Source organism: Streptomyces sp. NPDC004561, assembly GCF_053602155.1.
Window position 1 is genome coordinate 1 of record NZ_JBSGDB010000008.1, and the last position, 26,974, is coordinate 26,974.

27 protein-coding genes are annotated in these 26,974 nt (G+C 69.8%); 7 read left to right on the forward strand and 20 right to left on the reverse strand.

Translation table 11 applies throughout. From position 1 onward, the window contains the following. The 3 genes from ACWEN3_RS02000 to ACWEN3_RS02010 form a co-directional block, all read left to right on the forward strand. Positions 1–997 (forward strand): FAD-dependent monooxygenase (locus tag ACWEN3_RS02000; RefSeq protein ID WP_452964427.1); only part of this gene is annotated, 997 nt, incomplete at its 5' end. Between the two features lie 217 nt (positions 998–1,214). Further along, on the forward strand, positions 1,215–2,834 hold the full coding sequence (locus tag ACWEN3_RS02005) for an FAD-dependent oxidoreductase (RefSeq protein ID WP_452964430.1): 1,620 nt from the start codon (positions 1,215–1,217) through the stop codon (positions 2,832–2,834). A gap of 39 nt (positions 2,835–2,873) precedes the next feature. Further along, entirely contained in the window at positions 2,874–4,142 is a 1,269-nt protein-coding gene (locus ACWEN3_RS02010; RefSeq protein ID WP_452964432.1) for a cytochrome P450, read from the forward strand. Positions 4,143–4,266: 124 nt separating this feature from the next. Here ACWEN3_RS02010 and ACWEN3_RS02015 read toward each other — a convergent pair whose 3' ends face one another. Then, positions 4,267–4,416 carry a hypothetical protein gene (locus ACWEN3_RS02015; RefSeq protein ID WP_452964435.1) on the reverse strand — a complete coding sequence of 50 codons (150 nt, stop codon included), beginning with the start codon at positions 4,414–4,416 and terminating at the stop codon, positions 4,267–4,269. 58 nt (positions 4,417–4,474) lie between these two features. Further along, positions 4,475–5,242, reverse strand: a complete 768-nt coding sequence (locus ACWEN3_RS02020) for a glucose 1-dehydrogenase (RefSeq protein WP_452964437.1) — start codon at positions 5,240–5,242, stop codon at positions 4,475–4,477. A 365-nt stretch (positions 5,243–5,607) separates the two neighbouring features. Here ACWEN3_RS02020 and ACWEN3_RS02025 point away from each other — a divergent pair, with 365 nt between their 5' ends. Then, complete coding sequence (locus tag ACWEN3_RS02025) at positions 5,608–6,060, forward strand: VOC family protein (RefSeq protein ID WP_452964440.1); 453 nt, start codon at positions 5,608–5,610, stop codon at positions 6,058–6,060. 413 nt (positions 6,061–6,473) lie between these two features. Here ACWEN3_RS02025 and ACWEN3_RS02030 read toward each other — a convergent pair whose 3' ends face one another. The 12 genes from ACWEN3_RS02030 to mftA all read right to left on the reverse strand — a co-directional run bounded on the left by ACWEN3_RS02030 (position 6,474) and on the right by mftA (position 16,197). Beyond that, a complete protein-coding gene (locus ACWEN3_RS02030; RefSeq protein ID WP_452964442.1) occupies positions 6,474–7,406 on the reverse strand; it encodes an alpha/beta hydrolase in 933 nt (310 codons plus the stop codon). Between the two features lie 380 nt (positions 7,407–7,786). Beyond that, a complete protein-coding gene (locus tag ACWEN3_RS02035; protein ID WP_452964444.1) occupies positions 7,787–7,939 on the reverse strand; it encodes a hypothetical protein in 153 nt (50 codons plus the stop codon). A 40-nt stretch (positions 7,940–7,979) separates the two neighbouring features. Then, entirely contained in the window at positions 7,980–8,366 is a 387-nt protein-coding gene (locus ACWEN3_RS02040; RefSeq protein ID WP_452964556.1) for a FadR/GntR family transcriptional regulator, read from the reverse strand. A 51-nt stretch (positions 8,367–8,417) separates the two neighbouring features. Further along, on the reverse strand, positions 8,418–8,903 hold the full coding sequence (locus ACWEN3_RS02045) for a citrate/2-methylcitrate synthase (RefSeq protein ID WP_452964447.1): 486 nt from the start codon (positions 8,901–8,903) through the stop codon (positions 8,418–8,420). Between the two features lie 3 nt (positions 8,904–8,906). Further along, positions 8,907–10,025, reverse strand: coding sequence for an NDMA-dependent alcohol dehydrogenase (locus ACWEN3_RS02050; RefSeq protein ID WP_452964450.1), 1,119 nt, complete (start codon positions 10,023–10,025; stop codon positions 8,907–8,909). A 42-nt stretch (positions 10,026–10,067) separates the two neighbouring features. Beyond that, on the reverse strand, positions 10,068–11,549 hold the full coding sequence (locus tag ACWEN3_RS02055) for an aldehyde dehydrogenase family protein (protein ID WP_452964453.1): 1,482 nt from the start codon (positions 11,547–11,549) through the stop codon (positions 10,068–10,070). Positions 11,550–11,633: 84 nt separating this feature from the next. After that, the gene (locus ACWEN3_RS02060; protein WP_452964456.1) at positions 11,634–12,449 is read right to left on the reverse strand and encodes an N-acyl homoserine lactonase family protein; all 816 of its coding nucleotides are present in this window, start codon (positions 12,447–12,449) and stop codon (positions 11,634–11,636) included. 70 nt (positions 12,450–12,519) lie between these two features. Next, positions 12,520–13,197 (reverse strand): mycofactocin biosynthesis peptidyl-dipeptidase MftE, encoded by a 678-nt coding sequence (gene mftE / locus ACWEN3_RS02065; RefSeq protein ID WP_452964459.1) that lies wholly within the window; start codon positions 13,195–13,197, stop codon positions 12,520–12,522. Positions 13,198–13,214: 17 nt separating this feature from the next. Continuing rightward, positions 13,215–14,414 carry a pre-mycofactocin synthase MftD gene (gene mftD / locus ACWEN3_RS02070; protein ID WP_452964462.1) on the reverse strand — a complete coding sequence of 400 codons (1,200 nt, stop codon included), beginning with the start codon at positions 14,412–14,414 and terminating at the stop codon, positions 13,215–13,217. A 52-nt stretch (positions 14,415–14,466) separates the two neighbouring features. After that, entirely contained in the window at positions 14,467–15,696 is a 1,230-nt protein-coding gene (gene mftC / locus ACWEN3_RS02075; RefSeq protein ID WP_452964465.1) for a mycofactocin radical SAM maturase, read from the reverse strand. A gap of 26 nt (positions 15,697–15,722) precedes the next feature. Then, positions 15,723–16,055 carry a mycofactocin biosynthesis chaperone MftB gene (mftB, locus tag ACWEN3_RS02080; protein ID WP_452964468.1) on the reverse strand — a complete coding sequence of 111 codons (333 nt, stop codon included), beginning with the start codon at positions 16,053–16,055 and terminating at the stop codon, positions 15,723–15,725. A 10-nt stretch (positions 16,056–16,065) separates the two neighbouring features. Beyond that, positions 16,066–16,197, reverse strand: a complete 132-nt coding sequence (mftA, locus tag ACWEN3_RS02085; protein ID WP_452964470.1) for a mycofactocin precursor MftA — start codon at positions 16,195–16,197, stop codon at positions 16,066–16,068. A gap of 234 nt (positions 16,198–16,431) precedes the next feature. Here mftA and mftF point away from each other — a divergent pair, with 234 nt between their 5' ends. Both mftF and ACWEN3_RS02095 read left to right on the forward strand, forming a co-directional pair. Then, on the forward strand, positions 16,432–17,868 hold the full coding sequence (gene mftF / locus ACWEN3_RS02090) for a mycofactocin biosynthesis glycosyltransferase MftF (protein ID WP_452964472.1): 1,437 nt from the start codon (positions 16,432–16,434) through the stop codon (positions 17,866–17,868). Continuing rightward, a complete protein-coding gene (locus tag ACWEN3_RS02095) occupies positions 17,861–19,495 on the forward strand; it encodes a GMC family oxidoreductase (RefSeq protein WP_452964474.1) in 1,635 nt (544 codons plus the stop codon). Before mftF ends, ACWEN3_RS02095 begins: the two co-directional genes overlap by 8 nt. A gap of 28 nt (positions 19,496–19,523) precedes the next feature. On the opposite strand, the gene mftR is transcribed toward ACWEN3_RS02095, so the two are convergent. Both mftR and ACWEN3_RS02105 read right to left on the reverse strand, forming a co-directional pair. Next, positions 19,524–20,144, reverse strand: coding sequence for a mycofactocin system transcriptional regulator (mftR, locus tag ACWEN3_RS02100; protein ID WP_452964477.1), 621 nt, complete (start codon positions 20,142–20,144; stop codon positions 19,524–19,526). A gap of 113 nt (positions 20,145–20,257) precedes the next feature. After that, positions 20,258–21,865: a sigma-54-dependent Fis family transcriptional regulator gene (locus tag ACWEN3_RS02105; protein WP_452964480.1), complete on the reverse strand. Its 1,608-nt coding sequence runs from the start codon at positions 21,863–21,865 to the stop codon at positions 20,258–20,260. Between the two features lie 328 nt (positions 21,866–22,193). On the opposite strand from ACWEN3_RS02105, the gene ACWEN3_RS02110 reads away from it, so the two are divergent. Beyond that, positions 22,194–23,735 carry an aldehyde dehydrogenase family protein gene (locus tag ACWEN3_RS02110; RefSeq protein WP_452964483.1) on the forward strand — a complete coding sequence of 514 codons (1,542 nt, stop codon included), beginning with the start codon at positions 22,194–22,196 and terminating at the stop codon, positions 23,733–23,735. A gap of 82 nt (positions 23,736–23,817) precedes the next feature. On the opposite strand, the gene ACWEN3_RS02115 is transcribed toward ACWEN3_RS02110, so the two are convergent. From ACWEN3_RS02115 to ACWEN3_RS02130, 4 genes are read right to left on the reverse strand one after another with little or no spacing between them, the layout of a single operon-like run. Further along, positions 23,818–24,237, reverse strand: a complete 420-nt coding sequence (locus ACWEN3_RS02115; RefSeq protein ID WP_452964486.1) for a MaoC family dehydratase — start codon at positions 24,235–24,237, stop codon at positions 23,818–23,820. After that, entirely contained in the window at positions 24,234–24,671 is a 438-nt protein-coding gene (locus tag ACWEN3_RS02120) for an FAS1-like dehydratase domain-containing protein (protein ID WP_452964489.1), read from the reverse strand. The genes ACWEN3_RS02115 and ACWEN3_RS02120 overlap by 4 nt, the downstream gene beginning before the upstream one ends. Before the next feature lie 14 nt (positions 24,672–24,685). Further along, positions 24,686–25,807 carry an NDMA-dependent alcohol dehydrogenase gene (locus ACWEN3_RS02125; RefSeq protein WP_452964492.1) on the reverse strand — a complete coding sequence of 374 codons (1,122 nt, stop codon included), beginning with the start codon at positions 25,805–25,807 and terminating at the stop codon, positions 24,686–24,688. Positions 25,808–25,865: 58 nt separating this feature from the next. Further along, entirely contained in the window at positions 25,866–26,960 is a 1,095-nt protein-coding gene (locus tag ACWEN3_RS02130) for a CaiB/BaiF CoA transferase family protein (protein WP_452964495.1), read from the reverse strand. Between the last annotated feature and the right edge of the window lie 14 nt (positions 26,961–26,974).

The following is a 26,974-nucleotide window of genomic DNA, read 5'->3' on the forward strand; positions in this document are numbered from 1 at the left end:
CGGCGCCGCGCTCGGCCTCGTCGGCGTCGACTTGCACGGCGAGACGAAGCTGCTGGACGGCTCGAACCGCACCGCACCGTCTCTGATCGCCATCGCCGCCGGCGGGTCGAGCGCGATGCACTCCTGGTCCGCGGTCCACGCCAGGCTGCGGGTGGCCGTCGAGGCCGATCCCCGTATCGAACTTCTTCACCACACCGTCGTGGCGAGCGTCGACCAGGACGCCGATGCCGCCTGGGTGACAACCTCGGACGGCAGGACGTTCCGAGCCGACATCGTCATCGGCGCCGACGGCCACCGCAGTGTCGTACGACGAGGTGTCGCACCCCACAAGCCCGACGCGACCTTCGCCGGCTACGTCCTCTGGCTCGGCATCGCCGAGGAAGCCGACCTCCCGGCGGCGCACCGCCTGCGTCGCAACCAGGAAGGACCCGACATGATGTCGGGCGGAGACGACTACTTCGTCGGCTATCCCCTCCTGGGCAAGGACGGCAGTCGCGCCGTCGGAGCCCGCCAGTTGGGCTTCGCCTGGTTCGACGCGACCCGCAACGACCTCTTTCGTGAGAAGGGTCGCATCGTCGGCGACGTGGTGCGGCGCTCGCTGCGCAACGACGACATCCCGGAGCAGACGTACCGCGAACTCGACGCCCAGGCCCGCGACCTGTGGCCCCAGCCGTGGCGGAGCGCGGTACTCGACCGCATCAGCCGGCGTCAGCTCATCGGCACCCCGATCGCGGAATACGTGCCTGACACGATCGCCAACGGACGTCTCACGCTCGTCGGGAACGCCGCGCACGTTCAGACACCGATGACCGGCCAGGGCTTCGACCAGTCGGTGAAGGACGCCGAGGCCCTCGCCGAGGCCCTCGCGGCCGGTCTGCCCGGATCGACCGTGGCGGAGTGCCTCCGGTCGTACCAGATGACGCGCCTGCACAGTGCCCGTGACCTGGTGCGGTCGGGACAGCAGTTCAGCCGCTCCTTCTCCAGTGAAGTCGCCTGACCCGAGCGGACTGATTCCTCAAGTGCCCGGAGTTCTCGGGCTATGACGCACAGCCCACATGACCGGGGCATCCCGATGGGACGGCGCCCTGATTACCCTGCTTACGCTGTGCCGCGCCCCGGTCCCGGAGCCGGTCCATGACATGCCTTCCCCCACGTCTCATGGTTCACTGAAATGGAGCAGGCTTCCCCAGGATTGCGGTGGAACGGAGGCCCTCATGGAGGTCGTCGTCGACCTGACCCGGTGTCAGGGCTACGCGCAGTGCGCGTTCGCCGCTCCGGACGTGTTCACCATGGTGGGGGACGAGGCGCTGCTCTACGACCCGGATCCGGACGAGGCTCAGCGGGTGAAGGTCGAACAGGCCGCGGCGGCGTGCCCGGTTCAGGCGATCTTCCTCGCCCGAAACGGCCACCGGCAGCCGCGCCCAGACTCCGCCCCCGCCGCGCAGGAAGTCGCCGGAAGCCCGGACGAGATGTTCAAGCAGACGGGGAACATCGTCATCGTCGGGGCGTCGCTGGCCGGGCTGCGGGCCGCTCTCGTGCTGCGCAGGCAGGGGTTCACCGGCAGGCTGACCGTGATCGGGGACGAGCCTCGTCCGCCGTACGACCGGCCACCGCTGACCAAACAGACCCTCCTCGGTGAGGCTTCGGCGGAGGGAACCACTCTGCCTCGCCTCGACGAGACCGATGCACAGTGGCGGCTGGGAGTCGCTGCCACGGGTCTTGACCTGCAAGGCAAGCAGGTCGTGCTCGCCGACGGACAGCGAGTGGGGTTCGACCGGCTGCTCATCGCGACCGGGTTGCGGGCCCGCCCGTGGCCGCGAGAGGCGGAGGCCCGGCTCGACGGGGTGTGCACGGTCCGTACCCCTGAGGACGCGGAGGGTCTGCGGCGGCGGCTGGCCGCGGGACCTGGCCGGGTGCTGGTCGTCGGCGGCGGGTTCACCGGCTCCGAGGTCGCCTCCGCCTGCCGTGAGCTGGACCTGCCGGTGACCCTCGTCGACCGGGGAACAGCGCCCTTGTCGGGTGCTCTGGGCGCGGTGATAGGCCGTGTCGCGGCGCGTATGCAGCGGGATCACGGAGTCGACCTGCGCTGCGGCGTTCAGGTCGAGGCACTGGAGGGTGACGAAGCCGGGCGACTGAGGCGAGCCCGGTTGTCGGACGGCAGCGTGCTGGACGTGGACGTGGCGGTGGCCGCGCTGGGCAGCATCCGCAACGTGGAATGGCTGGAGGGCTCGGGGCTGGCGGCAGGGGTCTGGGGAGTGGCGTGCGATGCCGGCTGCCGGGTCCTGGACGCCAACGGCGTCGTCACCGACGACGTGTTCGTGGCAGGTGACATCGCGCGCTTCCCTCACCCGGTGTACGGCTATCAGTTCCTCGCCCTCGAACACTGGGGCAACGCCGTCGCCCAGGCGGAGATCGCCGCCCACAACATGATCAGCACCGAGAGCCGGCGCTGGCCGCACCTGGCGCTCCCGGAGTTCTGGTCCACCCAGTTCGACACCGAGATCAAGTCCGTGGGCGTGCCCACCTTCGCCGACCAGGTCGTCATCGCTCAGGGGTCGGTCGACCAACGCCGCTTCGTCGCCGTCTACGGTTACCACGGACGCATCACCGCGGCGGTCGCCTTCAACCAGTCCAAGTGGCTGGAGTTCTACGGAGGTCTGATCAACCAGGCGGCTTCCTTCCCGCCCTCGTTCCGGGCCGTCGACCGGCCCGCCGACGCGCATCCCGTCGCCGCCGAGGTCCCGGACCGGCCGACCGCCGACGCCACCGTCGTGGTCACCGGCCACACCCCCAGCGAACGGCGTGCCACGTTGGTTCGCAGGCCGTACCTGTGACCCACCCGGGCCGCACCGCACGTTCCGGAGACACCCATCATGGCCGGTAGCCGAGTCTGGCAGGAGATCCTCGACCACTCCAACCGTGCCGATCCGTACCCGCTCTACCGTGAGCTGCGTGAAACGCCCGTGCTGCGGATCGAGGACGGCACCTATGTGGTGAGCACCTACCGGGAGATCGTCGCCCTGCTGCACGATCCGCGGATGAGTTCGGATGTGCGCAACCTTCCGGAAGTGGGCGCCGATGCCGGCCATGCGTCGGGTGAGGGTGCTCCCGGTCTGCCGCCGAACTTCATCCGGATCGACCCGCCCGAGCACGACCGGATGCGCCGGCTGCTGACGTGGAATTACGGGCCGCCCCACTGCCCTCGTCGCGTCGAGGGCATGGCGCCGCAGATGCTCGACATCGTCACCGGCCTGATCGACGCCTTCACGGACGGGGATCAGGCGGGCACGCGGCGCATGGACCTGGTCGACCAGTTCGCCTATCCGTTCCCTGTCACGGTCATCTGCCGCCTGCTGGACGTCCCGCGGCAGGACGAGCCGCGGTTCCAGGAACTGTCCACCGCCGTGATCAGGGCCACCGACCCGTCCGTGGGCGGCGTCGCGGAGCGCAACCGCCGGCGGAACAAGGCCAACGCCGATCTCGGCGCGTACTTCGCCGAGTTGCTCGATGCGCGCCGCGGTGAACCCACCGGCGACGATCTGCTCTCCGGGCTGCTGCGCGGCGACGGGACCGACGAACCGATGACACGGGGTGAGATCCTCAGCAACGCGGGGCTGTTGCTCGTCGCCGGCCACGAGACGACCGTCAACCTCATCGCCAACGGCATGCTGACGCTCCTGCGGCACCCCGACGTCCTCGACCGGCTGCGCGACGGCTGCGACCCCGATCTGGCCGCCCGGGTGGTCGAGGAACTCCTGCGCTACGAACCACCGGTGCAGATGCTGTCCGGCACCACCCGCGTCGCCCTGGACGACGTCGAGATCGCCGGCACCGCCATCCCCCAGGGCGCGCCGGTCATCCTCGTGCTCGCCGCCGGCAGCCGTGACCCGGCCTTCGTCACCGACCCCGACCGGTTCGACCCCGATCGCGAGCACAACGAACACCTCGGCTTCGGCGGCGGCGTCCACTACTGCTTCGGCGCCCCGCTCGCCCGGCCCGAGACCCGGATCGCCCTCACCCAACTGGCACGCCGGCTGCGAAACCCTCGGCTCGTCGCCGACCCGCCGCCGTATCGGGAGGGGGCAAGCCTGCGCGGCCCCAGTCACCTCCTCGTCGACATCGACGGCATCGACCCCGCGTGACCCCGACGCCCGGTTCCATGGAATCCGGTGGGACCGCGGTGCCCCGGGTCAGCAGGTTGGTATGAAGGCGTTCACGCCGGTCAGTTCGGCCGACAGCCGTCACAGACGTGCCGCGGTCTCGGAGTCAGTCGACGGCGTACGCCGCTCCGCCGCTGGCCATGTCGGCGAACCCGCCGGAGTAGCCACCGGTGACGATCGCGAGCTTGCCGATGAGGTCGATTCCCTGCAGGGCGTCGTCGGCCCCCGTCACGGCGTTCCCACTCCAGCGCTTCATCGTCCCAACCGGCGCCCAGGGCCTGATGGTTGACTCGGACACCGAAGCGCTCGGACGATCAGCGGGCCAGCCAGCCGCCCTCGACCGCGAGGCAGTGGCCCGTGACGAACGATGCCGCGTCGGAGCTGAGCCACAGGACCGCGTTCGCGATCTCCTCCGGCCGGCCCAGCCGCCCGATCGGTTCGAGGGCGACCATGGCGGCGCGTCCCTCCTCGGTTCCTCCGCTGAAGGTGGCGGCCATCGGGGTGTCGATGGCCCCGGGAAGCACGGCGTTGACTCGGATCCCTCGCGTCGCGTAGTCGAGAGCCGCCTTCTTCGTCAGACCCACGACCGCATGCTTGGTCGCGGTGTAGGCGGTGAGGCCGAGCGAGGCGATCTCGCTCGCGACGGAGCCCGTGTTGACGATCGCGCCGCCGCCGGTCGCCAGCATCGCCGCAGCTTCGTACTTCATGCAGTAGAACATCCCGGAGAGATTCACCCCGACCACGCGGTTCCAGGCGTCCACGTCCTGCTCGTCCACGGCCTGGGGCGCGTCGAAGGTCGCGGCGTTGTTGAACGCCATGTCCAGCCGGCCGAGCACCTCGACGGTGGAGGCGACGGCGCGTTCCACCTGGCCGGCGTCCGACACGTCCGTGACCATGGCATGGGACTTGCCTCCGGCTTCGGCGATCAGCGCCGCCGTCTCGTCGAGGCCTTCCGCGTTGAGGTCAAGCAGAGCGACCGCGGCTCCCGACCGGGCGAAGGCCACCGCCGTGGCCCGTCCGATACCAGAGCCGGCTCCGGTGACCAGCGCGACCTTTCCCGTGTAGTCGTACGTGACTGTCATGTGCTGACATCCTTTCGGGCGCGTGGGCCCATCCGATCGCCCCGATCGGCAGGAAGCCGGCAGGGCCGTGTCACCAGGTATGCGAGTGCCTCGCGATGCGCCGCCACGATGTAGACGACGTCTTTCGAGGGCCAACCGCAAGATCGTATATCATATATATACTCCTCGGGAAGGCTCCGCGCACCCGCTTCCGGCCCCATTTCCCCACCGGGAAATCCGGTGTCCAACTTCCTGGACACTTCCGCGCCGAGGTCTTCCTCGCAGGGGGATGCAGTGGATGAGATGGCTCGGCGGGCCACGGACGGGCCCGGCGTCCACGAGCGGTCGAGAACACGCCCGCTGGACTCCCCGATCCTCATACGGAGATGCACCTGATGAACGGACGTTTTTACAGCACCAAGGTCGTGGTGGGCGACCTCGATCGCTCTCTCGCGTTCTACTCGGGCGTGTTCGGCCTGCGGGAAGTCGCGCGATTCAACTTCACCGAACCGGACATCACCGAGGTTCTCCTCGAGGACGAGACCGGGGGGCGTCGCGTCATCCTCATGAACGGCGATGTCCTGCCCGTTCCCTCGTGCCCCGGGTGGTCGCCGCTCGTGCTGGAGGTCGACGACGTCCAGGTCGCCCGGGACGAGCTCGCGGCGGCCGGCTACGAGGTGGCGTTCGAGCCGGTCGGTCTGGGACCTCTCAGCATCTTCATGGCCGCCGACCCGGACGGGTATCTGATCGAGGTCTTCGCCGGCGACATGGTCATCGACAATCTGCCCACGGATCAGAAGATTCCGCACCCCGTTCCGCACATTCACGCGAAGAAGTAGCGGGCGGCACGCGGGCGTATCGGCCAGGAAGGCGACGACCGAAGGCGGCCTTCACCTGATCGTCGACGGTCGCCTTCCACGGAACGCAGCGCCGGCAGGCCGGTACCGGGCGCCCTGCCGGCGCTGGAGCTGGTGGGTTGCCCTGGACCGCCCTGCGAACCCCTGCCATCCGCCGGTGGGACGGAGTGGTGTTTCACCGGACGTCGCCGCAGCTCCCCGGGCTGGACGGCATTCGGAATCACGCGCGAGCACACCCTCGACCAGGCGGCTCAGGCCTACCGCGACCAGCGTGTCGGCGAGATCATTCGAGGCGTCGCCCTCTTCGTCACCTAGCTGCGGAGGGGACCCCGCCACCCATGAAAGAACCGCCCCTGACCTGCAGAGACTGGTCAGGGGCGGTTCTTCGGGGTTGATCAGAGGTGCTTCTTGTAGAACGGGATCAGGTGGCCCAGGGCGATCTTGACCGGCTCGGGCTGGTCGTACAGGTCGTAGTGGGAGAAACCTTCCGCGACGACGAGCTCCTTGTCCTTCGATGCCGCGCGGCGGTAGATCTCCATGCCGTCCCGGTAGGCGCCGAACGCACCAGGCTTGTCGCCGACGACGACGCACAGCGGACGCGTGAGGAGGACCTCGGCGCGGTTGAAGGCGTCCCAGCCGACCGACGTGGCATTCCGGGAGAAGAGGCCTTCGGTGCGGCCGCCGGGGGCCTGGCCGCGGTCGGTGCGGTAGTACTCGGTGGCCTCGAACAGATCGAGCTCGGTGAGGCCGTTCTCCTTGGCCACCTCGGGAGAGGCCGGCAGGTACTGGGTCACCTGGCGCTCGGCTCCACGCGCCTCGGCGGTGCGCTGCGCGGCGATGGCGTCGAGGGCGCCGATGGGGTCGTAGCCGCTGAAGGACTCGTGCATGAGGCGTCCGAAGTTCACGCCGGTCACACTTCCGACGGCCTTGATACGGCGATCGGTCATGGCGGCGTTGATGGAGTAGCCGCCACCACCGCACACGCCGATGACCCCGATGCGGTCGGCGTCGACGTACGGCAGCGTCACCAGGTGGTCGATGACGTAGCTGATGTCCTGGACGCGGAACACCGGGTCCTCGATCGACCGCGGCTCTCCACCGCTCGCGCCCTGGAAGCTGGCGTCGAAGGCGATGACGACGAACCCTTCGTCCGCCAGCGCCGTTCCGTAGACGTTGCCGGAGGTCTGCTCCTTGCACGATCCGATGGGGTGGACGCTGACGATCGCCGGGTAGGTCTTGCTCTCGTCGAACCCCGGCGGGAAGTAAATGTCAGCAGCCAGATCCCAGGCGAGTGCCTTGACGGACACGTGCTCGATGTTATTGGTCATGAGTGCGATTCCTCGTCGAACGGTGAACTCCAGGTCGTTGTCGCGACACCTCCATGTTTGCGTGTGACAAGGCGATCCGCAGCCTCTGAGCGGGGTGCGCTCTATCGGGGGGACTGGCAGCCCCTGCCTCGCGGTGATCAGGGAATGCGCCGTCTTCACCCCTTCCGGGCACCGCCGGCCTACCGGGGAACTCGGCGATGACCACGACGTCGTGCCGACGGGCGCGCCGCACGGTCTCGGCGACGAACGCCATCACGTCGGGGTGCCCGAAGTCGTCGGGGGTGGCCGAGCAGTCCGGCCAGGTCCATCATGCCGAGTGCGCTCGCGCGGAGGCCGTCGGCGGACGATATGTCATCAAGGTCGGCCGACGCCCGCTCACTCTAGATGATCGGGATCAGCATGCACTCGGCGTCCGTGATCAGGGGCTCGGCCGCCTGTCCGGCGGCCTCGCTCGCCGAGCCGTGGGCCTGGAGATCGTCGGTGGGCAGGTGGATCCGACGGTGGCCGTTCGTCGTCGAGGGCAGCGCGGCCACCCCAAGGCCGCGCTCGGCCCACCGGACACACCGGTGGCCGTCACGAAAGGCGGAGGTCAGTGCTTGCCGCCTCGGCGGGCGTGATCGTCGAGTAGTCGAGGTGTTGCTTCATGACTGTGGTGGCGGTGCCGGCGTCGCGGTCCTTGATCGCGGCATGGAGCGCGATGCGGTGCCGGACGGCCTGCTTGCCGACTTCGGCGTCGGTGTCGACGAAGGCCGGCGGGTGCGCCACCCGGTGCAGAGCGGACACGAACACCACCAGCACCCGGTTCTGGGTCGCCTGCGCGACCACCCCGTGAAACTCGGCACTGAGGTGCGGCACGCCGGCGTCCGTGACGGTGGCGATCTTCTCCCGCTCGATGGTCTCGTACAGCGCCACGAGATCCTCCTCGGTGCGGTGCGGCGACGCCAGCCGTGCGCACGGCACCTCCAGCAGGTCTGTGTCGATCGGGAGCGGCTCGCCCGAACTGGTCAACGCCTAGGGGATCGCCCGAAGTCGGAGCACCGACTCGCCGGTGAGACTGGCCTTGTCGGTGAGACCGGCCTTGTCGGCGGCGTCGAAGAGAATGTCGGCCCGGAAGTCCGAGGACTTGTGCGCCGAGTGGCCGAACCCGGGCACCCGCCGCTCCGCGGCCATGTACTCCTGGACGACTGTGGCCGCGGCCTCGTCGAAGTAGCACGCGTCGCGTTCGCGGATCTCCTCCGCGCACCGCAGCAGCGGGTCAAAGTGCTCCGGGGACACGGTGTTGCTGCCGGCGGCGAGGACTCCGCCAGCCACGGCGGGCACGAACTGGGGGTTGCCGGAGGCGATGTAACGGGCCGCTCCGCCTGACCGCTGGTGTCCGTGATGCCGCTGGACAACGGCCCGGTACGAGATGTGCCCCCTGCCCGGACGGGGGCAGGGGGCACATCGGTCGAAGCGGGTGCGCGACGCACCGGCACGATCGAGACCGGCCGTACCCACCGGTCAGTCGTAGAGGACGACGCCGCGTATGTTCTTGCCGTCGTGCAGGTCGCGGTAGCCCTGCTGGATGTCGTCGAGCTTGTACGTCCTGGTGACCATCTCGTCCAGCTTGAGCCTGCCGTCGCGGTAGAGCTGGAGCAGGCGCTTGACGTCCCAGTTGCCGGCCGTGCCGCCGAACAGCGAGCCCTGGATGCGCTTCTGGGAGAGCGTCAGGTCGAAGAGCGAGAGCGACGTGTCCACGGCGTCGTGGATGCCCACCGAGGTCACCACGACCGTTCCCCCCTTGCGGATGGCGGCCAGCGCCTGGGTGACGTGCTCAGGCTTGATCACCCCGACCGTGATGATCGCGGCGTCGGCACCCTGGCCGTTGGTGAACTGCCGTGCCAGCTCCGCCGCTTCCTCGATCGAGGCGACGGCGTGCGTGGCGCCGAACACGGAGGCCTGGTCTCGCTTGAAGGCCACCGGGTCCACCGCGATGACGACCGAGGCTCCGGCGTGCGAGGCACCCTGGAGAGCGCTGGCCCCAATGCCGCCGATGCCCATCACGATCACGACGTCGCCCGGCTGCACCTGCGCGGAGTTGACGGCCGAGCCCCAGCCGGTGCTGACGCCGCAGCCGACGAGGCAGGCCTTGTCCAGCGGGATGTCGTCGTCGATCTTCACGACCGAGTTCACCGACACCGTGGTCGTCTCCACGAAGGTGGAGATGCCGCAGTGCTGACCGACCGGGGTTCCGTCCATGGTGTGCAGGCGGTAGGAGCCGTCGGTCCAGCGCGGGCCGGCCAGGATCCCGGCGGTCAGGTCGCACAGGTTCTGCCGTCCGGACGCGCACCAGCGGCAGTACCCGCAGGACGGAATCGCGGAGAAGACGACGTGGTCGCCCTCCTTGATGCCCTTGGCGTTGGGGAAGGCCCTCGTGACGATGCCCGCGCCCTCGTGACCGAGCGCGAACGGATAGGTGCCGCACGGCAGATCACCGTTGACGTGGTGGTCGTCGGAGTGGCAGAGACCGGAGGCGACCAGCTTCACCTGGACCTCGTCGGGACGCGGATCGTCCAGTTCGAGGTCCACGACCTCCAGCTTGCCGGGGGCTTGGCGAATCACCGCTCCACGCGTGCGCATTGCATGAGCTCCTTGGTTGTTGACGATTTCTGCTGTGCGGACTCAGCGGTCGAGCAGGGTGATCACGGACTTGGTCTCGAGGTACTCCTCAAGACCTTCCAGGCCGTTCTCGCGGCCCCAGCCGGACTGCTTGTAACCACCCACGGGCATCTGCACGCCGCCCGCGCGGTGGACGTTGATGCCGATGCGGCCGGTACGCAGCTTCCGCGCGATGGTGTGAGCGCTCGCGATGTCGCGCGTCCAGACGCTGCCGGCCAGGCCGTACTCGGTGTCGTTGGCCGCGGCCACCGCCTCGGCCACGTCCGTGAACGGCATCGCGCCGAGCACCGGGCCGAAGATCTCCTCGCGCACCACACGCATCGACTGGTCGACGTCGGCCAGCACCGTGGGCTCGAAGAAGTAGCCCTTCTCCCCGATGCGCGCTCCCCCGCTGACCAGCCGGGCACCGTCCCTGAGGCCGCTCTCCACATATCCGGTGACGCGGTCCAACTGCCGCTGCGAGACAAGCGGACCGAGATCCACACCCGGCTCGGTGCCATAGCCGACCTTGAGCGACCGTCCGTATTCCGCGACCCCTTGGACGACTTCCTCGAAGACGTCCCGGTGGACGAACAGGCGCGTCCCGGAGGTGCAGATCTGGCCGGTGTTCCAGAAGATGCCCATCGCGACGCCCGGAATGACCTGGTCCAGGTCCGCGTCCGGGAGCACGATGACGGGTGACTTGCCGCCCAGTTCGAGGGAGAGCTTCTTCAGGTTCCCGGCGGCCGCCTGCACGATCTTCTTGCCGACCGCGGTGGAGCCGGTGAAGCTCACCTTGTCCACGTCGTCATGTGCGGCCAGTGCGGCGCCGGCCGGCGCGTGCCCGGTCACCACGTTGACCACGCCCTCGGGGACACCCGCCTCCAGCAGGACGCGCCCCATCGCCAGCACCGTGAGGGACGCTTCCTCCGACGGCTTGACCACGCAGGCGCAACCGGCGGCCAGCGCCGGCGCCAGCTTCATGGAGACGCCGATCAGTGGCGCGTTCCACGACACGATCAGTCCGGCCACACCGAGCGGTTCCTTGTGCGTGATGCCCTGGAAGCGGCGCTCACCGGGGCCGATCTCCACGTTCTGGCCGTGGATCTTGTCCGCCCAACCGGCGTAATAGCGGAAGAGGTTGACCGCCTCGCCGAGCATGGCCCGCGCCTGTGACACGGGCATGCCCACGTCCAGGCTCTCCAGCCGGGACAGTTCCTCGGCGTTGGCCTCCAGCAGATCGGAGACGCGCCACAGCACCACCGCCCGCTGCTGAGCGGAAAGCCCCGTCCAGCGCTCTTCCTCGAAGGCCTGCCGGGCGGCCCGCACCGCGACATCGACGTCGTCCGCGTCGGCCTCTGGTATCTGTGCGACCACCTCACCCGTGCCGGGGTCGACCGCGGGAAACGTCTTTCCCGACCGTGACGGAATCCACGAGCTGCCGACCAGCATCCGTTCCGGCTCCACCAAGGAGGTGAGCCCCGGCGCCGCACTGTGGACTGTCATTGCCGACTCTCCTTCGGTGTGTGCTGGATATCGCGCTGGATTCGATTGCATGAGCCGAAACCGAGTGCTCAATCGGGTTCCGTGTTATGCGGGTTGCAAGGACGCGGCCGTGATCTCCTTGCCCGCGGAACGCAGCTTTTCCCAGTCCCGCGGATCGTGATTGACCCACACCGTGGTGTCCGGCCGTGTCTTGAGGAGTTTGAGCTTGCGCAGCGAGTCCAGCTTGTTCACGATGTCGGCGTCGAACGGCATACCCACCGTGTCGTCGATGTTCTCCCGCACGTGCGCCGCGTCACCGGTCAGGATCAACGTGCGGTCCTCCAAGCGGAGTTGGAGGCCGAGAGCTCCGGGTGTGTGGCCGGGCAGGGAGAGCAGGGTGACGCTGCCGTCGCCGAACATGTCGTGGTCGTAGCCGGCCGGCAGCTCGTTCCACTGGATCCTCGCGGCCGCTTCGAGGTCCTGGTTCCGGAAGAAGGCCGCTGTGTGGCTGTCGGCGTTGCGGGCGTAGCGCAGTTCACCGGCCCCGATGAAGCCCTCGGCGTGCGGAAAATGCTGAAGTCCGCCGGTGTGGTCGAAGTGCGCGTGCGAGAGCACCACACGCTTGACGTCCGCCGCGCTGAAACCGAGCGCCTCGAGCTGCCGGTCGAGACGGCACGCCTCCGGGAAGTGCATCTCGAACATGGCTGCCAAAGGTCCGTACGCGCCTGCCGGATCTCCGGCGGCTTCGGACGCGAGCCCGGAGTCGAACAGCAGCAACCCTTCGTCATGCTCGATCAGAAAAGACGGCGCGGGAACCGTCACGTTCTCTCCCCCGCTGCCCACCAGCAGAATGCTCTTGTCAGCGGTGATCGTGGGGGCGTCGAGCGCCCATACGCGCCTGATCGTCTTCGAATTCGGCATAGCTGTCTCCGCACCAGAGGGGATGTCGGTTCCGTAGGGTGAAAATCATTCGCAGAGCCGCGAGACGATCTCATTCGGCCGCTGGTCGTCCGCGATCTCCCGTCACCAGATCCGCGAGATCGGCTGCCGCCCGCTGGATCAGCAGCCGGCCTTCTTCGGCGTTCGCCCCGGTGGGATCCCCGAGGACGCCGTTGGCGGTGACGGCGGCCAGCCCGGCCTCGCGGAGCCTCGGAAGGAGGCTCTCGACGGCAGCGGTGTTTCCGGCCTCGGCCGCCTGAAGCCTTACGAGGTGGGGCGCCAGCGCCAGCATGACGGAGGTCTCCGTTCTGCCCGCGTGCGCATCGCCTCCCCAGCGCGGGCCCCATGCCAGGACGTCGTGTCCCTCGCCACGCAGCCGGCCCACGGCCCGGGTGACGGGCTGTGCGTTGCCGCCGTGTGCGGAGACCAGGACGACCCGGGGGAACGTCAGGGTCGCGGACCGCACCAGCTCGACCAGGAGCAGTTCGACGGCTTCCTGACCGATCGACAGCGTGCCGGGGAACCCCTGGTGCTCCCCACTGGATCCGAAGGCCACCGCCGGGGCCACGACGACATCGCGGACCTGCCGGGCCAGGCGCTCGGCCAGGGCGACGGCGATGTCCGTGTCGGTCGACATCGGGAGGTGCGGCCCGTGCTGCTCGGTGGAGCCGACGGGCACGGCGAGGGTGGCCTGCCGTCGGGCGAGACCGGCGGCCTCGATCCACGTCACCGAAGCCAGTTCGGTCCTCATCCTCGGTGCGCCCCAGTCGATGACGGCCCTCCGAGAACGCGGGTGAAGCCCTGCGGGAGGACGACGTCGTCGGGGGTCAGTTCGTGGACCGAGGAGCGTCCGAGGCCCAGCAGGGCCGAGTCGATTCCGTTGCGCAGGATGTCGAGCACGTTCTCCACACCGGCCTGTCCGCCCGCGGCCAGGCCCCACAGGTACGCCCGGCCGATCATCACGGCGCGGGCACCGAGCGCCAGGGCCTTGACCACGTCGCTGCCCCGCCGGACGCCGCCGTCCAGAAGCACCTCGACCTGGTCGCCCACGGCTTCGGCGATGGCGGGCAGGGCGCGGATGGCGGCCGGGGTGCCGTCGAGATTGTTGCCGCCGTGGTTGGAGACCGAGATCGCGTCGGCGCCCACGTCCACGGCACGCTTGGCGTCGTCGAGGCGGATGATGCCCTTGATGAGGAACGGTCCGCCCCACTCCTCGCGCATCCACCGCACGTCGTCCCAGGTGGGCGGCGGGGTCTGCATCCATGCGCCATAGGCGCCGAAGAACGTCGGGGCCTCGTCGCCGACGGCGGTGACGTTCGGGGTGGTGAGATCCGGCAGCCGCCGGGTCTTGGCGAAGGCGAGCAGCCAGCGCGGGTGCGTGATCCCCTCGGGGGCGAAGCGCGCCATGGCCTTCAGGTCGAGGCGTTCGGGGATCCAGGGGCTGCCCCAGTCCCGGCCGTGCGAGAACGACCAGTCCAGGGTGACGATCAGGCCCTTGGCCCCCGCCTCGCGGGCACGCTGCATCTGGGCGAGCATCGAGTCCTTGCCGCCCATCCAGTACATCTGGAAGAACGTCTCCGGGTTGGCCGCGACGACCTCCTCAACTGGCTTGCTGGCGAAGGAACTCAGCCCCATCGCGGTGCCCCGTGCCGCCGCCGCGCGGGCCACCGCGACCTCGCCGTCGGGGTGCACGGCCTGCACTCCGGTCGGAGAGATGATCACCGGGAGCGAGACGGGCTGGCCCAGGACCGTCGTGGTCTGGTCGCGCTCGGCGGACAGGTCCGCGACATGCGGCGCGAAACCGACCTCCGCGAAGGCGGCCATGTTGTCCTGGTAGGTCGTGCCGCGCTCGGATCCGGCGAGCAGCGCGCCGTAGACCGATCCCGGCAACCGTCGCTTCGCCCGGCGCTCCGCCACGGCGACGGTCTCGAACCATGCGTTGGGCATGACGCTCCTTTCCCTCTCGTACGCGGCTGACGTGACGTCAACTCGTTCTGGTTCAGCGGAGGTCGAGTCCGGCCAGCGGACTCTCGTCGCACATGCGGTCGGGGCGGCTGTCCCTGCGCGTGGGGATGCCGAGGAGTACGGGCTGTCCCCGCACCGGTCCCCGGTGGGAGTGATCCTCGCTGGGGCGAGGCGCGCCGGAGCGGTCACCGGCGAGCGCCGCCTCCGCGTGGCCCTGTACGCACTCCGGGTCCGGCCCGTCCAGCGGCAGACCGGTGAAGAACTTGGCGGCCATGCATCCGCCCCGACAGGCGTCGTAGGCCGAACACTTGGTGCAGGCGCCGCCGGTCTGCGGCTCCCGCAGTTCCAGGAACAGCGGCGACTCCCGCCACACCCGGGCGAAGCCGCCCTCGTCGCGCACACTGCCGGCCCGGAAGGCGTCGTGGATGGCGAACGGGCAGGCGTACACCTCGCCCACCGGGTCGATCAGACAGACCACCCGGCCCGCACCGCACAGGTTCAGACCGGGCAACGCCTCACCGTAGGCGGAGAGGTGGAAGAAGGAATCGCCGGTGAGCACCTGCTCGCCGTTCGCCACCAGCCAGTCGTACAGCTGTCGTTGCTGCTCGGCGGTGGGGTGCAGCTCGTCCCACACATCGGCGCCGCGCCCCGACGGACGCAGCCGGGTGAGCCGCAGCTGCGCCCCGTACCGGTCGGTGAGGGCCTTGAACTTATCGAGCTGCCCGATGTTGTGTCGGGTCGCCACCACCGAGATCTTGAACCCGGCGAAGCCCGCCGCGGCGAGGTTCTCCATGGCGCGCAGCACGGTGTCGTACGAACCCTCGCCGCGCACCGCGTCGTTGACCTCGGCGGTGGCTCCGTCCAGGGACAGCTGAACGTCCACGTAGTCGCCGGCCGCCAGCCGCCGCGCGACCTCGGGGGTGATCCGGACCCCGTTGGTGGAGAACTTCACGCCCACGTGGTGGGCGGTGGCGTAGTCGACCAGCTCCCAGAAGTCGGGGCGGACCGTCGGCTCGCCGCCTCCGATGTTGACGTAGAAGACCTGCATGCGCTCCAACTCGTCGATGACCGCCTTGCATTCGTCGGTCGTCAGCTCGCGCGGGTCGCGCCGCCCGGAGCTGGACAGGCAGTGCACGCAGGCCAGATTGCAGGCGTAAGTCAGCTCCCAGGTCAGGCAGATGGGAGCGTCGAGGCCGTGCTGGAAGTGGTCCACGAGGCGGGCCGCCCGGACCGGCCTCGCCGGACTCGCGGAAGCGAGTGACACGTCGCCTCCTCTCTTGACGATGGGCGTCAGCGTGGCGCGGCACGCCCCGCGCGCTCGGTGATCATGTGAGACGCCGCCAGCGTGGCCAGCGCGTCCCGGTAGCGCTTCCACTCGGCGGGTTCGACACCCACGTGCCGGCACGCGTCCGCCGCACTCGGGTGGTCGGCCAGCGACGTCACGGCGGCGAGCAGCTTGCGGTCCTTGAGGAACGACAGCCGCCGGGTGCCGAAGTGGTAGAGCAGCGCCCCGAAGGGTTCGGGGCGGATGGCGACCTGGGGATGTACGTCCCAGGCCGCGTCGAGGTCGAATCGCGCGCCGGCGGTACGCGGGCCGGCGTCCACGGAGGTGTGCGCGGGCATAGCGGGCGTTCTAGTAGACGCCGCACATGCCGTCGATGGACACGTCCTCGACGAGCAACTCGTCCTCGATGAGGTGCTCGTCCGTCACGGCGCGGAGGTCGGTGGTGGCCGTCGGAGCGGAAGTCTGCGGCTCATTGCTCATGAGAGAACCCCTCGTCGTCCGGACGCGGCCGTCCGCCGCGTCGGAGGCACAACGTAACGGCACCGAGTGCCGAAATGAAGACCATGCACAAAATTTGATATGGGAAATATGACGGGCGGAGGAAACCGGCGGCGAAGGCTTGTCGGGAGGCAGCCGGAGGGCCATGCTGAGGACTCGTCCCCCTTTCCCGCACCGACCCCACGGTCGGTTCTCCGTGCTGCACGAGGACGCCTGGTGATCGACGTTCCACCGCTGCCTGCCGCCTTTCGACTCCGCCCCGACCCCGGCCTGAACGTCCTGCGGGACGGAAGAGTCCTGCTCGGCGGCGCTCCGTACCGTTTGATGCGGCTGACGCAACAGGCTGTTCCGGTCATCACCGGATGGCTCGACGGGAAGCCGGTCGGGGGCAGGCGGCCGGCCGGGCTGCTGGCACGTCGTCTGGTCCAGGCGGGGATGATGCATCCGCTGCCCCCGCCGGCCTCACCGCGCCCGTCGGTGACGGTCGTGGTGCCGGTCCGGGACCGGGCCGAGCAGCTCGCGCGGTGTCTGTCCGGCCTCCGGGACGGTCCGGAGGTGATCGTCGTGGACGATGCCTCACTGCGTCCCGAGGCGGTGGCGGACGTCGTACGGGCGGCCGGTGCCAGGCTGGTGCGCCGCGCCGTCAACGGCGGACCCGCGGCCGCGCGGAACACCGGACTCGCCCACGCCACCACGGAGTTGGTCGCGTTCGTCGACTCGGACTGCCTTCCGCGTCCCGGCTGGATCGACGCCCTGCTCCCCCACTTCGCGGACCCCGCCGTCGCCGCGGTGGCGCCGCGGATCGTGGCGGACGGGCCCGCGCATGGGCCTCTCGCCTCGTACGAAGCCGAGCGCTCGGCCCTCGACATGGGGACCAAGGAGTCGATCGTCCGGCCCGGCGCGGCCGTGCCCTACGTACCCAGCGCCGCGCTGCTCGTGCGCCGCGCCGCGGTAGGGCGGGGGTTCGACGCGACCCTGCGTGTCGGGGAGGACGTCGACCTGGTGTGGCGGCTGGCTGCCGCCGGACTCCACGTGCGCTACGACCCGTCGGTGACCGTGGCCCATGTCCACCGCACCCGCCCGCGCCAGTGGGTCGCCCAGCGCATCCAGTACGGCGGCTCCGCCGCGCCGCTCGCCGCCCGGCACCCGGGAAAGCTCCCGGCCGCGGCGATGGCAGGGTGGAGCGCGGTCGCGTGGGGGGTGACGCTCGCGCGACGGCCCCTCGCCGGCGCCCTGGTCACCGTCGGCACGACCGCGCTGCTCGCCCGTAAGCTCGCGGCCTGGTCCGACCGGCCGTGGGCCACGGCGGCCCGGCTGGGCGGCGGCGGTACGTTGCTGGCGGGCGAGCAGCTGGGCCGGACACTGACCAGGGCCTGGTGGCCGCTGGCCCTGCCGCTGGCGGCGGCCGTACCCCGGACGAGGCTTCCGTTGGCCGCGGCCGCGGTGCTCGCCCCGCTGATGGAGTACCGGCGCAGCCGCCCCGGTCTTCCGGTGCTGCCCTGGACGGCGATTCGCCTCGCCGATGACGTCGCCTACAGCCTGGGCGTCTGGCGGGGCTGCCTTCGGGAGCGCACGACAGAGCCGCTGCGGCCGAAGCTCTGGTGGTTCTCCGCCGACGGCATCACTCCTCCTGCCGAGCGCACCCGTGGGTGAGAGCGCCGGGCGAAGGGCCGCCGATGTGATCGTGGTCGGGGCGGGAGCCTCCGGCGCGGCTCTGGCGGCACGGCTGAGCGAGGACTCCGCGCGAACCGTGCTGCTGCTCGACGCCGGGCCGGTCCCCGAGCGTCCACCGCACTTCGCGCCCGAGCGTCCACCGGTCTTCGCGCCCGGGCTTCTCGGCGCCGTTCCCGCCGAGCTACGGGACGCCTTCCCGCCCGAGTTGCTGGACGCACGGCTGGTCCCCGGCGCGCAGCCCGGCCACCCGGCCGTCCAGCGGTACGCCGCGCATCTCACGCCCGAGCGGCCCTACACAGTGGTCCGCGGGCGCGGTCTCGGGGGTTCGACCACCGTGAACGGCGGCTATTTCATCAGGGCCCGGCGCGAGGACTTCGACCGCTGGTCGACGGTCGGCAACCCGGCCTGGGCCTACGAGCGGGTGCTCCCCCTGCTGCGCGCGCTGGAGACGGATCTCGACTACGGCGCCGGTGAACTGCACGGCGGTGACGGTCCGATGCGCATACGCCGCGGATCACTTTCCCATCCCGCCGCGGCGGCCTTTCGGTCGGCGGCGGAGGAACTCGGTCATCCTCTCGAGCCCGACAAGAACGACCAGGCACCGCCGGGCTTCGGCCCCGTACCCTCCAACGCCGTCGACGGTCTGCGGCTCAACACCGGCATCGGTTACCTCCTGCCTGCCCTGGCTCGTCCCAACCTCACCGCCATCGGTGACTGCCTCGTTCGCCGGGTCGTCGTCCGGCGCGGCCGCGCATGCGGGGTGGTCGTCCGGCGAGGCGGCCGAGAGACCGTCCTCCATTGCGGGGAAGTCGTCCTGTGTGCCGGCTCCTTCGTCACCCCTCAGCTGCTCCAGCTGTCCGGCATCGGGCCCCGGCCCGCCCTCGAACGATTCGGCATCCCCGTCGTCAAGGACGCCCCCGCCGTCGGCACCCGCTTCAGCGACCACCCCCAACTCGTCCTGGAGTGGGCTCCCCGGCAGGATGTGGGCGCGCCCGACGCATCGTGGCTCGGCGGCTGCCTGCACCTGTCCTCCTCGGACCGCACGTATCCGGGCGACCTCGAGATCCTGCAGTCCCTCGTGCCGATCGCCGGGCTCGTCGGCGGTACTCCGGCCGTCGCCGGCGCGCCGCTGGCGTTCCTCGTCTCGGTCCAGTCACCGGCCTCGACCGGCCGGCTTCGCATCCAGTCCGCCGACCCCGCCCTGCCCCCGCGCATCGAGTACGGCTATCTCGCCACTCCGGACGACCGCCGCCGCCTGCGTGAGGCCGTCCGCGCCACGGCGGAACTCGTCGCCACCCGCGCCTTCGACCGCGTCTCCGAGGGACGGTTGCTCCAGCCCGGCCCCGAACTCCTTGACAGCGATGACGCGTTGGACCAGTGGATCAGCCGCAACCTCGGTACGTCCCACCATGCCTGTGGGACCGCGCCGATGGGACCGGACGGACGCACGGCGGCGGTCGACCAGTACGGCAGAGTCCACGGTGTACCCGGGCTCCGGGTGGCGGACACCTCCCTCCTCCCCTCGGCTCCGCTGCGCGGTCCGGCGGCTACGGCCGTACTCATCGGGGAGTTCACGGCCGACGCCATGCGCCGCGACCTGACCTGAGCGCGGCCCCGGCAGCCCCGAGCGCCGCTCACCTGGTTCCCGTGACTCCCGCGTCCATGACCGCGAGGCCGACCGTCAGCTGCCGAACGGCCCGGTCCATCAACTCCGTCAGATCGGATTCCGGCTGGGCCAGCCAGCTCTCGTACGCCGCGAGGGCCGCTCCGAGGGAGGCGTGACCGGTCAACCGGGGCCCCATGTCGGACGGACGCGAGCCGGTGCGCCTCGCCGCGAACTCCGTGACGATTTTCCGCCAGGCCCGGTAGCGCAGCGTGGCGTCCGCCTGGAGCGTGGGAACGGTGAGGATCAGCTCCATGCGCTGGCGGTGCCACGGCACTTCGGCGGGGTCGAAACGGTTGAACTCGATCACCGCGCAGCGCAGCGCGTCCATCATCGGCAGCGTGGGGTCCGCCGCGAGCAGGTGCTCCAGGCGGGCCAGTTGACCCCCGAAGTCGCCCCACACGAGATCGTTCTTCGAGGCGAAGTAGCGGAAGAAGGTACGGCGGCCGATGCCGGCGGCGGTGGCGATGTCGTCGACCGTCGTCCGCTCGAAACCTTGCCGGGCGAACAACTCGAACCCGATCCGCTCAAGTGCCTGGACCGACGTGGCCGGCGGACGCCCCGTCCTGGCACCGTTCGGCCGCGACTCCACACGCACTCCCTCCCGCTCAGGAGGGGAGGTTACCCGAGACGGAAGAAGATGGAGCCGTCGGGACGCGGTGACGTGATCGCCTGCCGAACGGGCACCGGCTCATGCATCGGGCGTCAGTGGATGCGCAGCGCGCGCATCCGGTTGTAGAGCGTGGACCGGCTCATTCCGAGTACGCGTGCCGCCTGGAGTTTGTTACCCGCGGCGGCCTCGATGGCCGCCACGATGATCTCCCGCTCCGCTTGGCGGAAGGGCGAGACGGGTGCCGGCACCCCGCGGTGCGAGGCGGGCAGGTCCGAGGCGATGATGTCGCCCGCCGAGCGGGTCCTGGCGACGGTCTGGATCACGCGGCGCAGCTCCGCGAGGTTGCCCGGCCAGGGTTGGGCAGCCAGCACCCGCAGGCTGTCGGGCGTGAGTCGCCTGTGTCCGGGGCCGGTCGCGTCGGCCAGCATGCGCTGGGCCAGTCCGGGGATCTCGTGCCTGCGACGGCGCAGGGGTACCAGATCGCGGCGGGCGCCGCACAAGGCTGCCAGCGATGCGTGGACGCCGTCCAGGTGGCCTCCCGGTGTCGTGGTCATCACGGTCATCCGCCGGGTGCCGCGAAGACATCTCGCCAGGAGCAACGTCACCTGTTCGGAGAGCAGTTGAATGTCCTCGATGACGACGGCGGGGCTGTCCTTCTCGAGCAGTGCCACCAGGTTCGAGACCCAGGCCTGCTCGCCGTGCCGAACGACATCCGTCGCGTCGAGCGTGATCGAACCCGGTCCCACGGCCCGACGTGCCTCGGTCGTGCGGCCGCTGCCCGGCTCCCCGACGACCAGCAAGGGCCAGCCGGTGGCGGTGCCCGCACCCCGAGTGCCGCGTCGGCCGGGGTGCTCCGGGACGATGTCGACCAACGCCCCCTCGACGCCGTCGACCGGTGCGCACCTCAGCCGGACGGTCCGGCCGGAGACCAGGGTCAGCCGATGGGTCACCTCGCCTTCGCCGCGCATTCCCTCCGCGCACGCCTGGACCGCCGCGTGGTCGGCCGGCTCCAGCAGGTCGAGCGCGGCCGGCGTGGCCAGCACGAGGCCGTGCCCGACCACCAGAACCGGACGCCTGGGAGAGCGCGCCGCCGCCTGGAACGCCGCCAGCAACCGGCGCTGGGCGCCGGAGGCGTCGAGCTGAAGCCGGTCCTCGATGTCCCGGACGACGCGTCGCACCAGCGGCGAGAACAGCCGGTGCTCGTCCCCCGCACGGCCTCCGATGTTCACGACGCCTTCGAGACGGCGGGTGATCGGGTGGATGATCGGATGCCCGTAGCAGGCGAACTCGTGGAACGCCGCCATGAAGTGCTCGTCTCCACGTACGAAGAGTCCCTTCCGGGTCTCCACCGGTGTACCGACGGCGTTCGTACCCACCTCGTCCTCACCGAGCCTGACGCCCGGCACGATGCCCAGATCGACGAGGGCCCCGCTGAACGCCTTGTCCGCGCAACGGATGTCGACGACACGTGCGGTGCGGTCGGCGAGCACGAAGGCGAACGGGGTGTCGTCGATTTCCGCCCGCACCCGTTCCAGCACGGGACCGGCCGCGCGGGTCAGACCTCCCGCTCCGGCGACCGATTCCTGCTTGAGCCCCGGAGTGTCGTCCGCGCACAGGCCGTTCAGCCGGGATCGGGTCCACGAGGACGCGATCTCGGGCCGTGCCGGTCCGACGTGGGTTTCCCGGGAGGTCCTGTACACGCGAGGCCACCTCTTCTCGCCAGACACATCGGCCTCTTACTCGTGGCGCCCCCGCGCAGGGGTGCTGACTCGCAGTCGTACGCCGATGCAGTCCCGCTCAGTGTTCTACAGCACGCAATCCTCAGGAAACATTATATACCATCCACGAATTTCAACAGGTCGGCGCACGCCCTGTCCTGCCTGTTCCTCCACCGGCTACCTCAGCCGTGAAGCGCGCGGGGGTGTCCAATTTCCTGGACGTTCACGCGCCTGAATCCTTCCTACCTTTGGGCAGGAGCGGCCGAAGGGGTTCGCCAGCACGACCAGAGGGGCGCAGACAGTGTCGACTGTGACCGAGAAGGCTGCCGTTGAGCGGCAGGGTGTTCCGCACTACAGGATGTTCATCGGGGGCGAGTGGGTGGACTCCGATGAGCAGTACGAGGTGATCAATCCCGCTACGGAGGAGTTGGTCGCCACCGCGGCGAAGGGTACGACGGCGCACGCGGACGTGGCGGTCGCGGCGGCGAAGCGGTCGTTCGAGGAAGGGGTGTGGCGCAACACTCCGCCGGTGGAGCGGGCCGCGGTCCTGGACCGGGTCCTCGCCACGCTGGCGAGCCGGATGGACGAGCTCGCCGAGCTCGGTTCCCGCGAATGCGGCTTCCCGTTGCGTCTGTCCCAGGCGATCAGTGTCGGTTTCCCTCTCATGCACATCCAGCACTTCGCCGACTTGACCCGCGCCTACGAGTGGGAGCGCCCCGGACCGGTCACCGGGCAGGTGCTCAACGCCCAGCTCGTGCGCCGGGAGCCCATCGGTGTCTGCCTGGGCATCGTGCCCTGGAACTTCCCTCTGGTCCTGGGTGCGTGGAAGGCGATCCCAGCGCTCGCGGCCGGCAACAGCGTGGTCATCAAGGTCGACGAGAAGACCCCGACGGCCCAGCTCGAACTCGCCACGATGCTGCGGGAGGCGGGCCTGCCCGACGGCGTCTACAACGTGGTCACCGGGGACGGCGAGACCGTCGGTGCCCATCTGGTCGCCCACCCGGACGTGCGCAAGGTGTCCTTCACCGGTTCCACCGAGGTCGGCCGCGAGGTCATGCGCACCGCCGCGGACACCATCAAGAAGGTCACCCTCGAACTCGGCGGCAAGGGTCCCAACATCGTCCTCGACGACGCCGACCTGGACGCGGCCGTCGACGGCTCCCTCTACGCCTTCCTCCTGCACGCCGGCCAGGCCTGTGAGTCCGGCACGCGGCTGCTGCTGCCCACCGCGCTGCACGACGAGTTCGTCGAGCGGCTGATCGCCCGCCTGAAGACGCTGAAGATCGGCAACCCGCTGGACGCGGGCACCGACATCGGCCCGGTGATGAACGCCGTCCAGCGCGACCGGATCCTCGGCTACATTGAGCGTGGCAAGAAGGAGGGCGCCACCCTCGCCCACGGCGGCACCAGCCCCAGCGGGCCCGGTTTCGAGGAGGGCTTCTGGGTCGAGCCGACCGTCTTCACCGACGTCACCAACGACATGTGCATCGCACGCGAGGAGATCTTCGGCCCGGTCCTGTCCGTGCTGCGCTACGACTCCCTGGACGAAGCCATCAAGATCGCCAACGACACGGAGTACGGCCTGTCCGCCGGCGTGTGGAGCCAGGACGTCCAGCGCGCACTCGACGTCGCCCGCCAGCTCCAGGCCGGCAGCATCTGGATCAACGACTGGCACAACATCTCCCAGCACATGCCCTTCGGCGGCTACAAGCAGAGCGGCAACGGCCGGGAACTCGGCCCCGACGCCCTCGACGAGTTCACCGAGGAGAAGGCCATCACGATCGACCTCACCGGCCACGTCTCCCGACGCGCGTACGGACTCGTCATCGGCACGCCCCCCGCCACCAACTGAGCACACCGCCACTGACCACGGCCGCCCGGCAACTGGTTCTCCGAGTTGCCGGGCGGCCGCCGTCCTGCGGGTGGGCAGCCCGTCAGGCGGCCCGGGCACGGGGCACCACGCACATCGCCCAGCCCTCCACGGCCACGTCGCCGTTCTGCCGGGTGCAACGCAGCTCCAGGTCCACTTCGAGACCGTCGTCACCCGTCCGCCACCCGGTCACTTCGCCGGTGCACGTCAGTACGTCCCCCGGCCAGACCCGCTCCTTGAACCGCATGCGATACCGCCGCACGTTCTCGACGCCGAACCACCGCGCCACCCACGCGCCCAGCAAGCCGCCCTGGTACATGCCGACGGAAAAGGGGCTGGGGTGCCCGGCCTGCCGAGCGAACTCCTCGTCGTGATGGACCGGTTGCATGTCTCCGGACGCACCTTGGTATCTCACGAAGTCGGTCCGCGTCACCGGCCCGACGACCAGAGGATCCGGGCACGCCGGGATGTCCCGCGCGTTCATGCGTGCCCTTCTCCCAGTTCGACGGACGTCTTACGGGACTCCGCCACCAAGTGACCTTCCTCATCTCTGAATTCGGTCACGGCGACCATGAAGGTCATGTCGCCGCCTCGGAGTCCGGTCTTGCGGAAGACTTCCTCGATCTTCGTCGCACAGGTCAGGCGGCTGCCCACGCGAGGAGGCTGGCCGAAGAAGACGAACTCCTGCTCCGCGTGCAGTCCCCGCGTCACATCCAGCCCCGACATGGCGATCGGGTCGGCCGACTCGTCGTGCCAGAGGTCCTGGGTGCACAGAAAGGTCGGAAGGACGCAAGGCGTCTCGTCGGGCGAGTCCGTGGAATCGGTCGCGCCGACCGCTCGTACGAACTCGCGGACTTTGCCGAGTTCCACGAGCATCGTGAACGAGGGACTGGTCTTATCGACGATATCGGCGTCCACAGCTGTTGCGCCTCTCAATCGAAGACGATGATGCCGCGGATGTTCCTGCCGGCCTTCATGTCGTCGTAGCCCTGCCCGACTTCGTCGAGGCGGTAGGTCCGGGTGATCAGTTCGTCGAGCTTGAGCTGCCTGTCGCGGTACATGCGCAGCTGCCGGGGGATGTCGGCGTTGGGGTTGCACTGGCCGAACAGCGACCCCTGGATCCGCTTCTGGAGCATCGCGATCTCCCACGGGTTGATCGGCATCCCGTCCGTGGAGTTCATGTCTCCGAGGCCGGTCACGACGACCGTGCCCGCCTTGCGGATCGCCTGGAAGGCCTGGGCGACATGCACCCCCGTGGTGACACCGACCGTCACGATCGCCTTGTCCGCCCCCTGCCCGTCGGTGACGGACCGCGCGAAATCGGCCGCCTCCTCGATCGTCGGGAAGGAGTGCGTCGCCCCCAGCTTCTCGGCCGTCTCCTGCTTGAACGCGACCGGATCCACCGCGATCAGGGTGCCCGCGCCCGCGTGCGCCGCGCCCTGCACCGCGTTGATGCCGATGCCACCGACGCCCATCACGATCACGACCTCGCCCGGCATCACCTCGGCGGCGTACACCGCCGAGCCCCAGCCGGTACCGACACCGCACCCGACCAGCACCGCTTTGTCCAGCGGCAGGTCCTGGTCCACCTTGACCGCGGACTGGGTCGACACCACCGTGCGCTCGGCGAACGTGCCCAGCCCGCACACCTGGCCCACCGGCTGCCCGTCGAGACTGAACCGGAAGCTGTCGAGGTCGTCGAACCGCGACCCACGCAGTGTGTACGCGCCGAGATTGCACAGGTTGCTCCTGCCCTCGGCACACCACCGGCAACGCCCGCAGCTGGGAAGGAAGGAGAACACGACATGGTCCCCGACCTCCCAGCCAGGTGTGTCGGGGCCCACGGCCTCGACGACTCCGGCGCCCTCGTGCCCCATGACGAGCGGATAGTGAGCGAGTACCAGATCGCCCGTCTGGGCGTGGTCGTCGGAGTGGCACAGACCGGCGGCCGTCAGCTTCACCTGGAGTTCGCCCTGACGCGGCACGTCCAGGTCGAGGTCCACGACCTCGAATTTCCCGGGGCTGTTCCGAATGATCGCGGCTCGAGTCCTCACGATTGCCTCCTTGTACTTCGTGCGTGTGACAGACCGATTCACCAAAGAAGCAGTACGGTTATCGGTCCTCCTTGTCGTGCGGTGTGCCGAGCTCGGCGAGCTCGGGGCAGTCCAGCGTGCCGGGCGGACGCCTGAGGTTCGGGTCGACGACGCTCGGCAGGGTTCCGACTTCGTCGTCCCCGCAGCGGACCCGGTCGGCGGAGTCCGTGTCGATCAGCCCGGACCGTTCGGCTTCGCCGAAGTGGGACACCACGGTCGCCTTGATGCCCGTGGAGGCGAACACCTCCCGCCAACGGGCCGCCGGGTGCTGGAGAAAGGCGTCGGTCAACAGCCTCACCGCATCACGGCCGTTCCCGTCCCCGGCGGCCTCCACGGTCAGACCCAGTACGGAGACGAGCCGGTCCCATGAACGGTCGTGCAGTGCGTACACCGCGACGAACCGCCCGTCGGCCGTGGGGTAGATGTGATAGCGCGCGCTGCCGCCACCCAGGAAGTCCTGCCGCGGATCCGGCCAGGAGCCCCGTGCCTGTCGCTGCACGAAGTGCCGGTAGCCGAGCGCCTGGAGATTGTGGGCCATGGAGATCTCCAGCGAGGTCCCCCGCCCGGTGCGCTCTCGCCGGTGCAGCGCCAACAGGATGTTGATCAGCGCGGGATAGGTGCCGCCGGCGATGTCCGCCACGCTCGTCGCCGGCAGTACCGGGGCGCCCTCAGCGGACAGTGCGGCGCCGAGCAGCCCCGAGTCCGCCATGAACGCCAGGTCGAACCCGGCCCGTTCGGCGTGCGGCCCGGACGAGCCGTATCCGGTGATCGCGCAGTGGATGAGCCTCGGGTTCCTCCGGCTGAGCTCGTCGTAGCCGAGGCCCCGGCGTTCGGCGACACCGGGCCGCTCCTGCACGATCACCACGTCGGCGGCCGCGGCCAGTTCCAGGACCGAAGCCCGGTCCCCGGGATCGGTCATGTCGGCGCCGAAGGCACGCTTTCCGCGATTGAGCATCGCGTACATCGCACTGACCCGCCCCGGTCCCAGCAGGGGTTCGAAGGACCGCAGCGGATCACCGGATCCCGCGGGCTCGATGCGTACGACGTCCGCGCCCGCCTCGGCGAGGACCAGCGACGCGAACGGGCCGGGGAGGAACGCGGAGAAGTCGAGCACGCGTATCCCGTGCA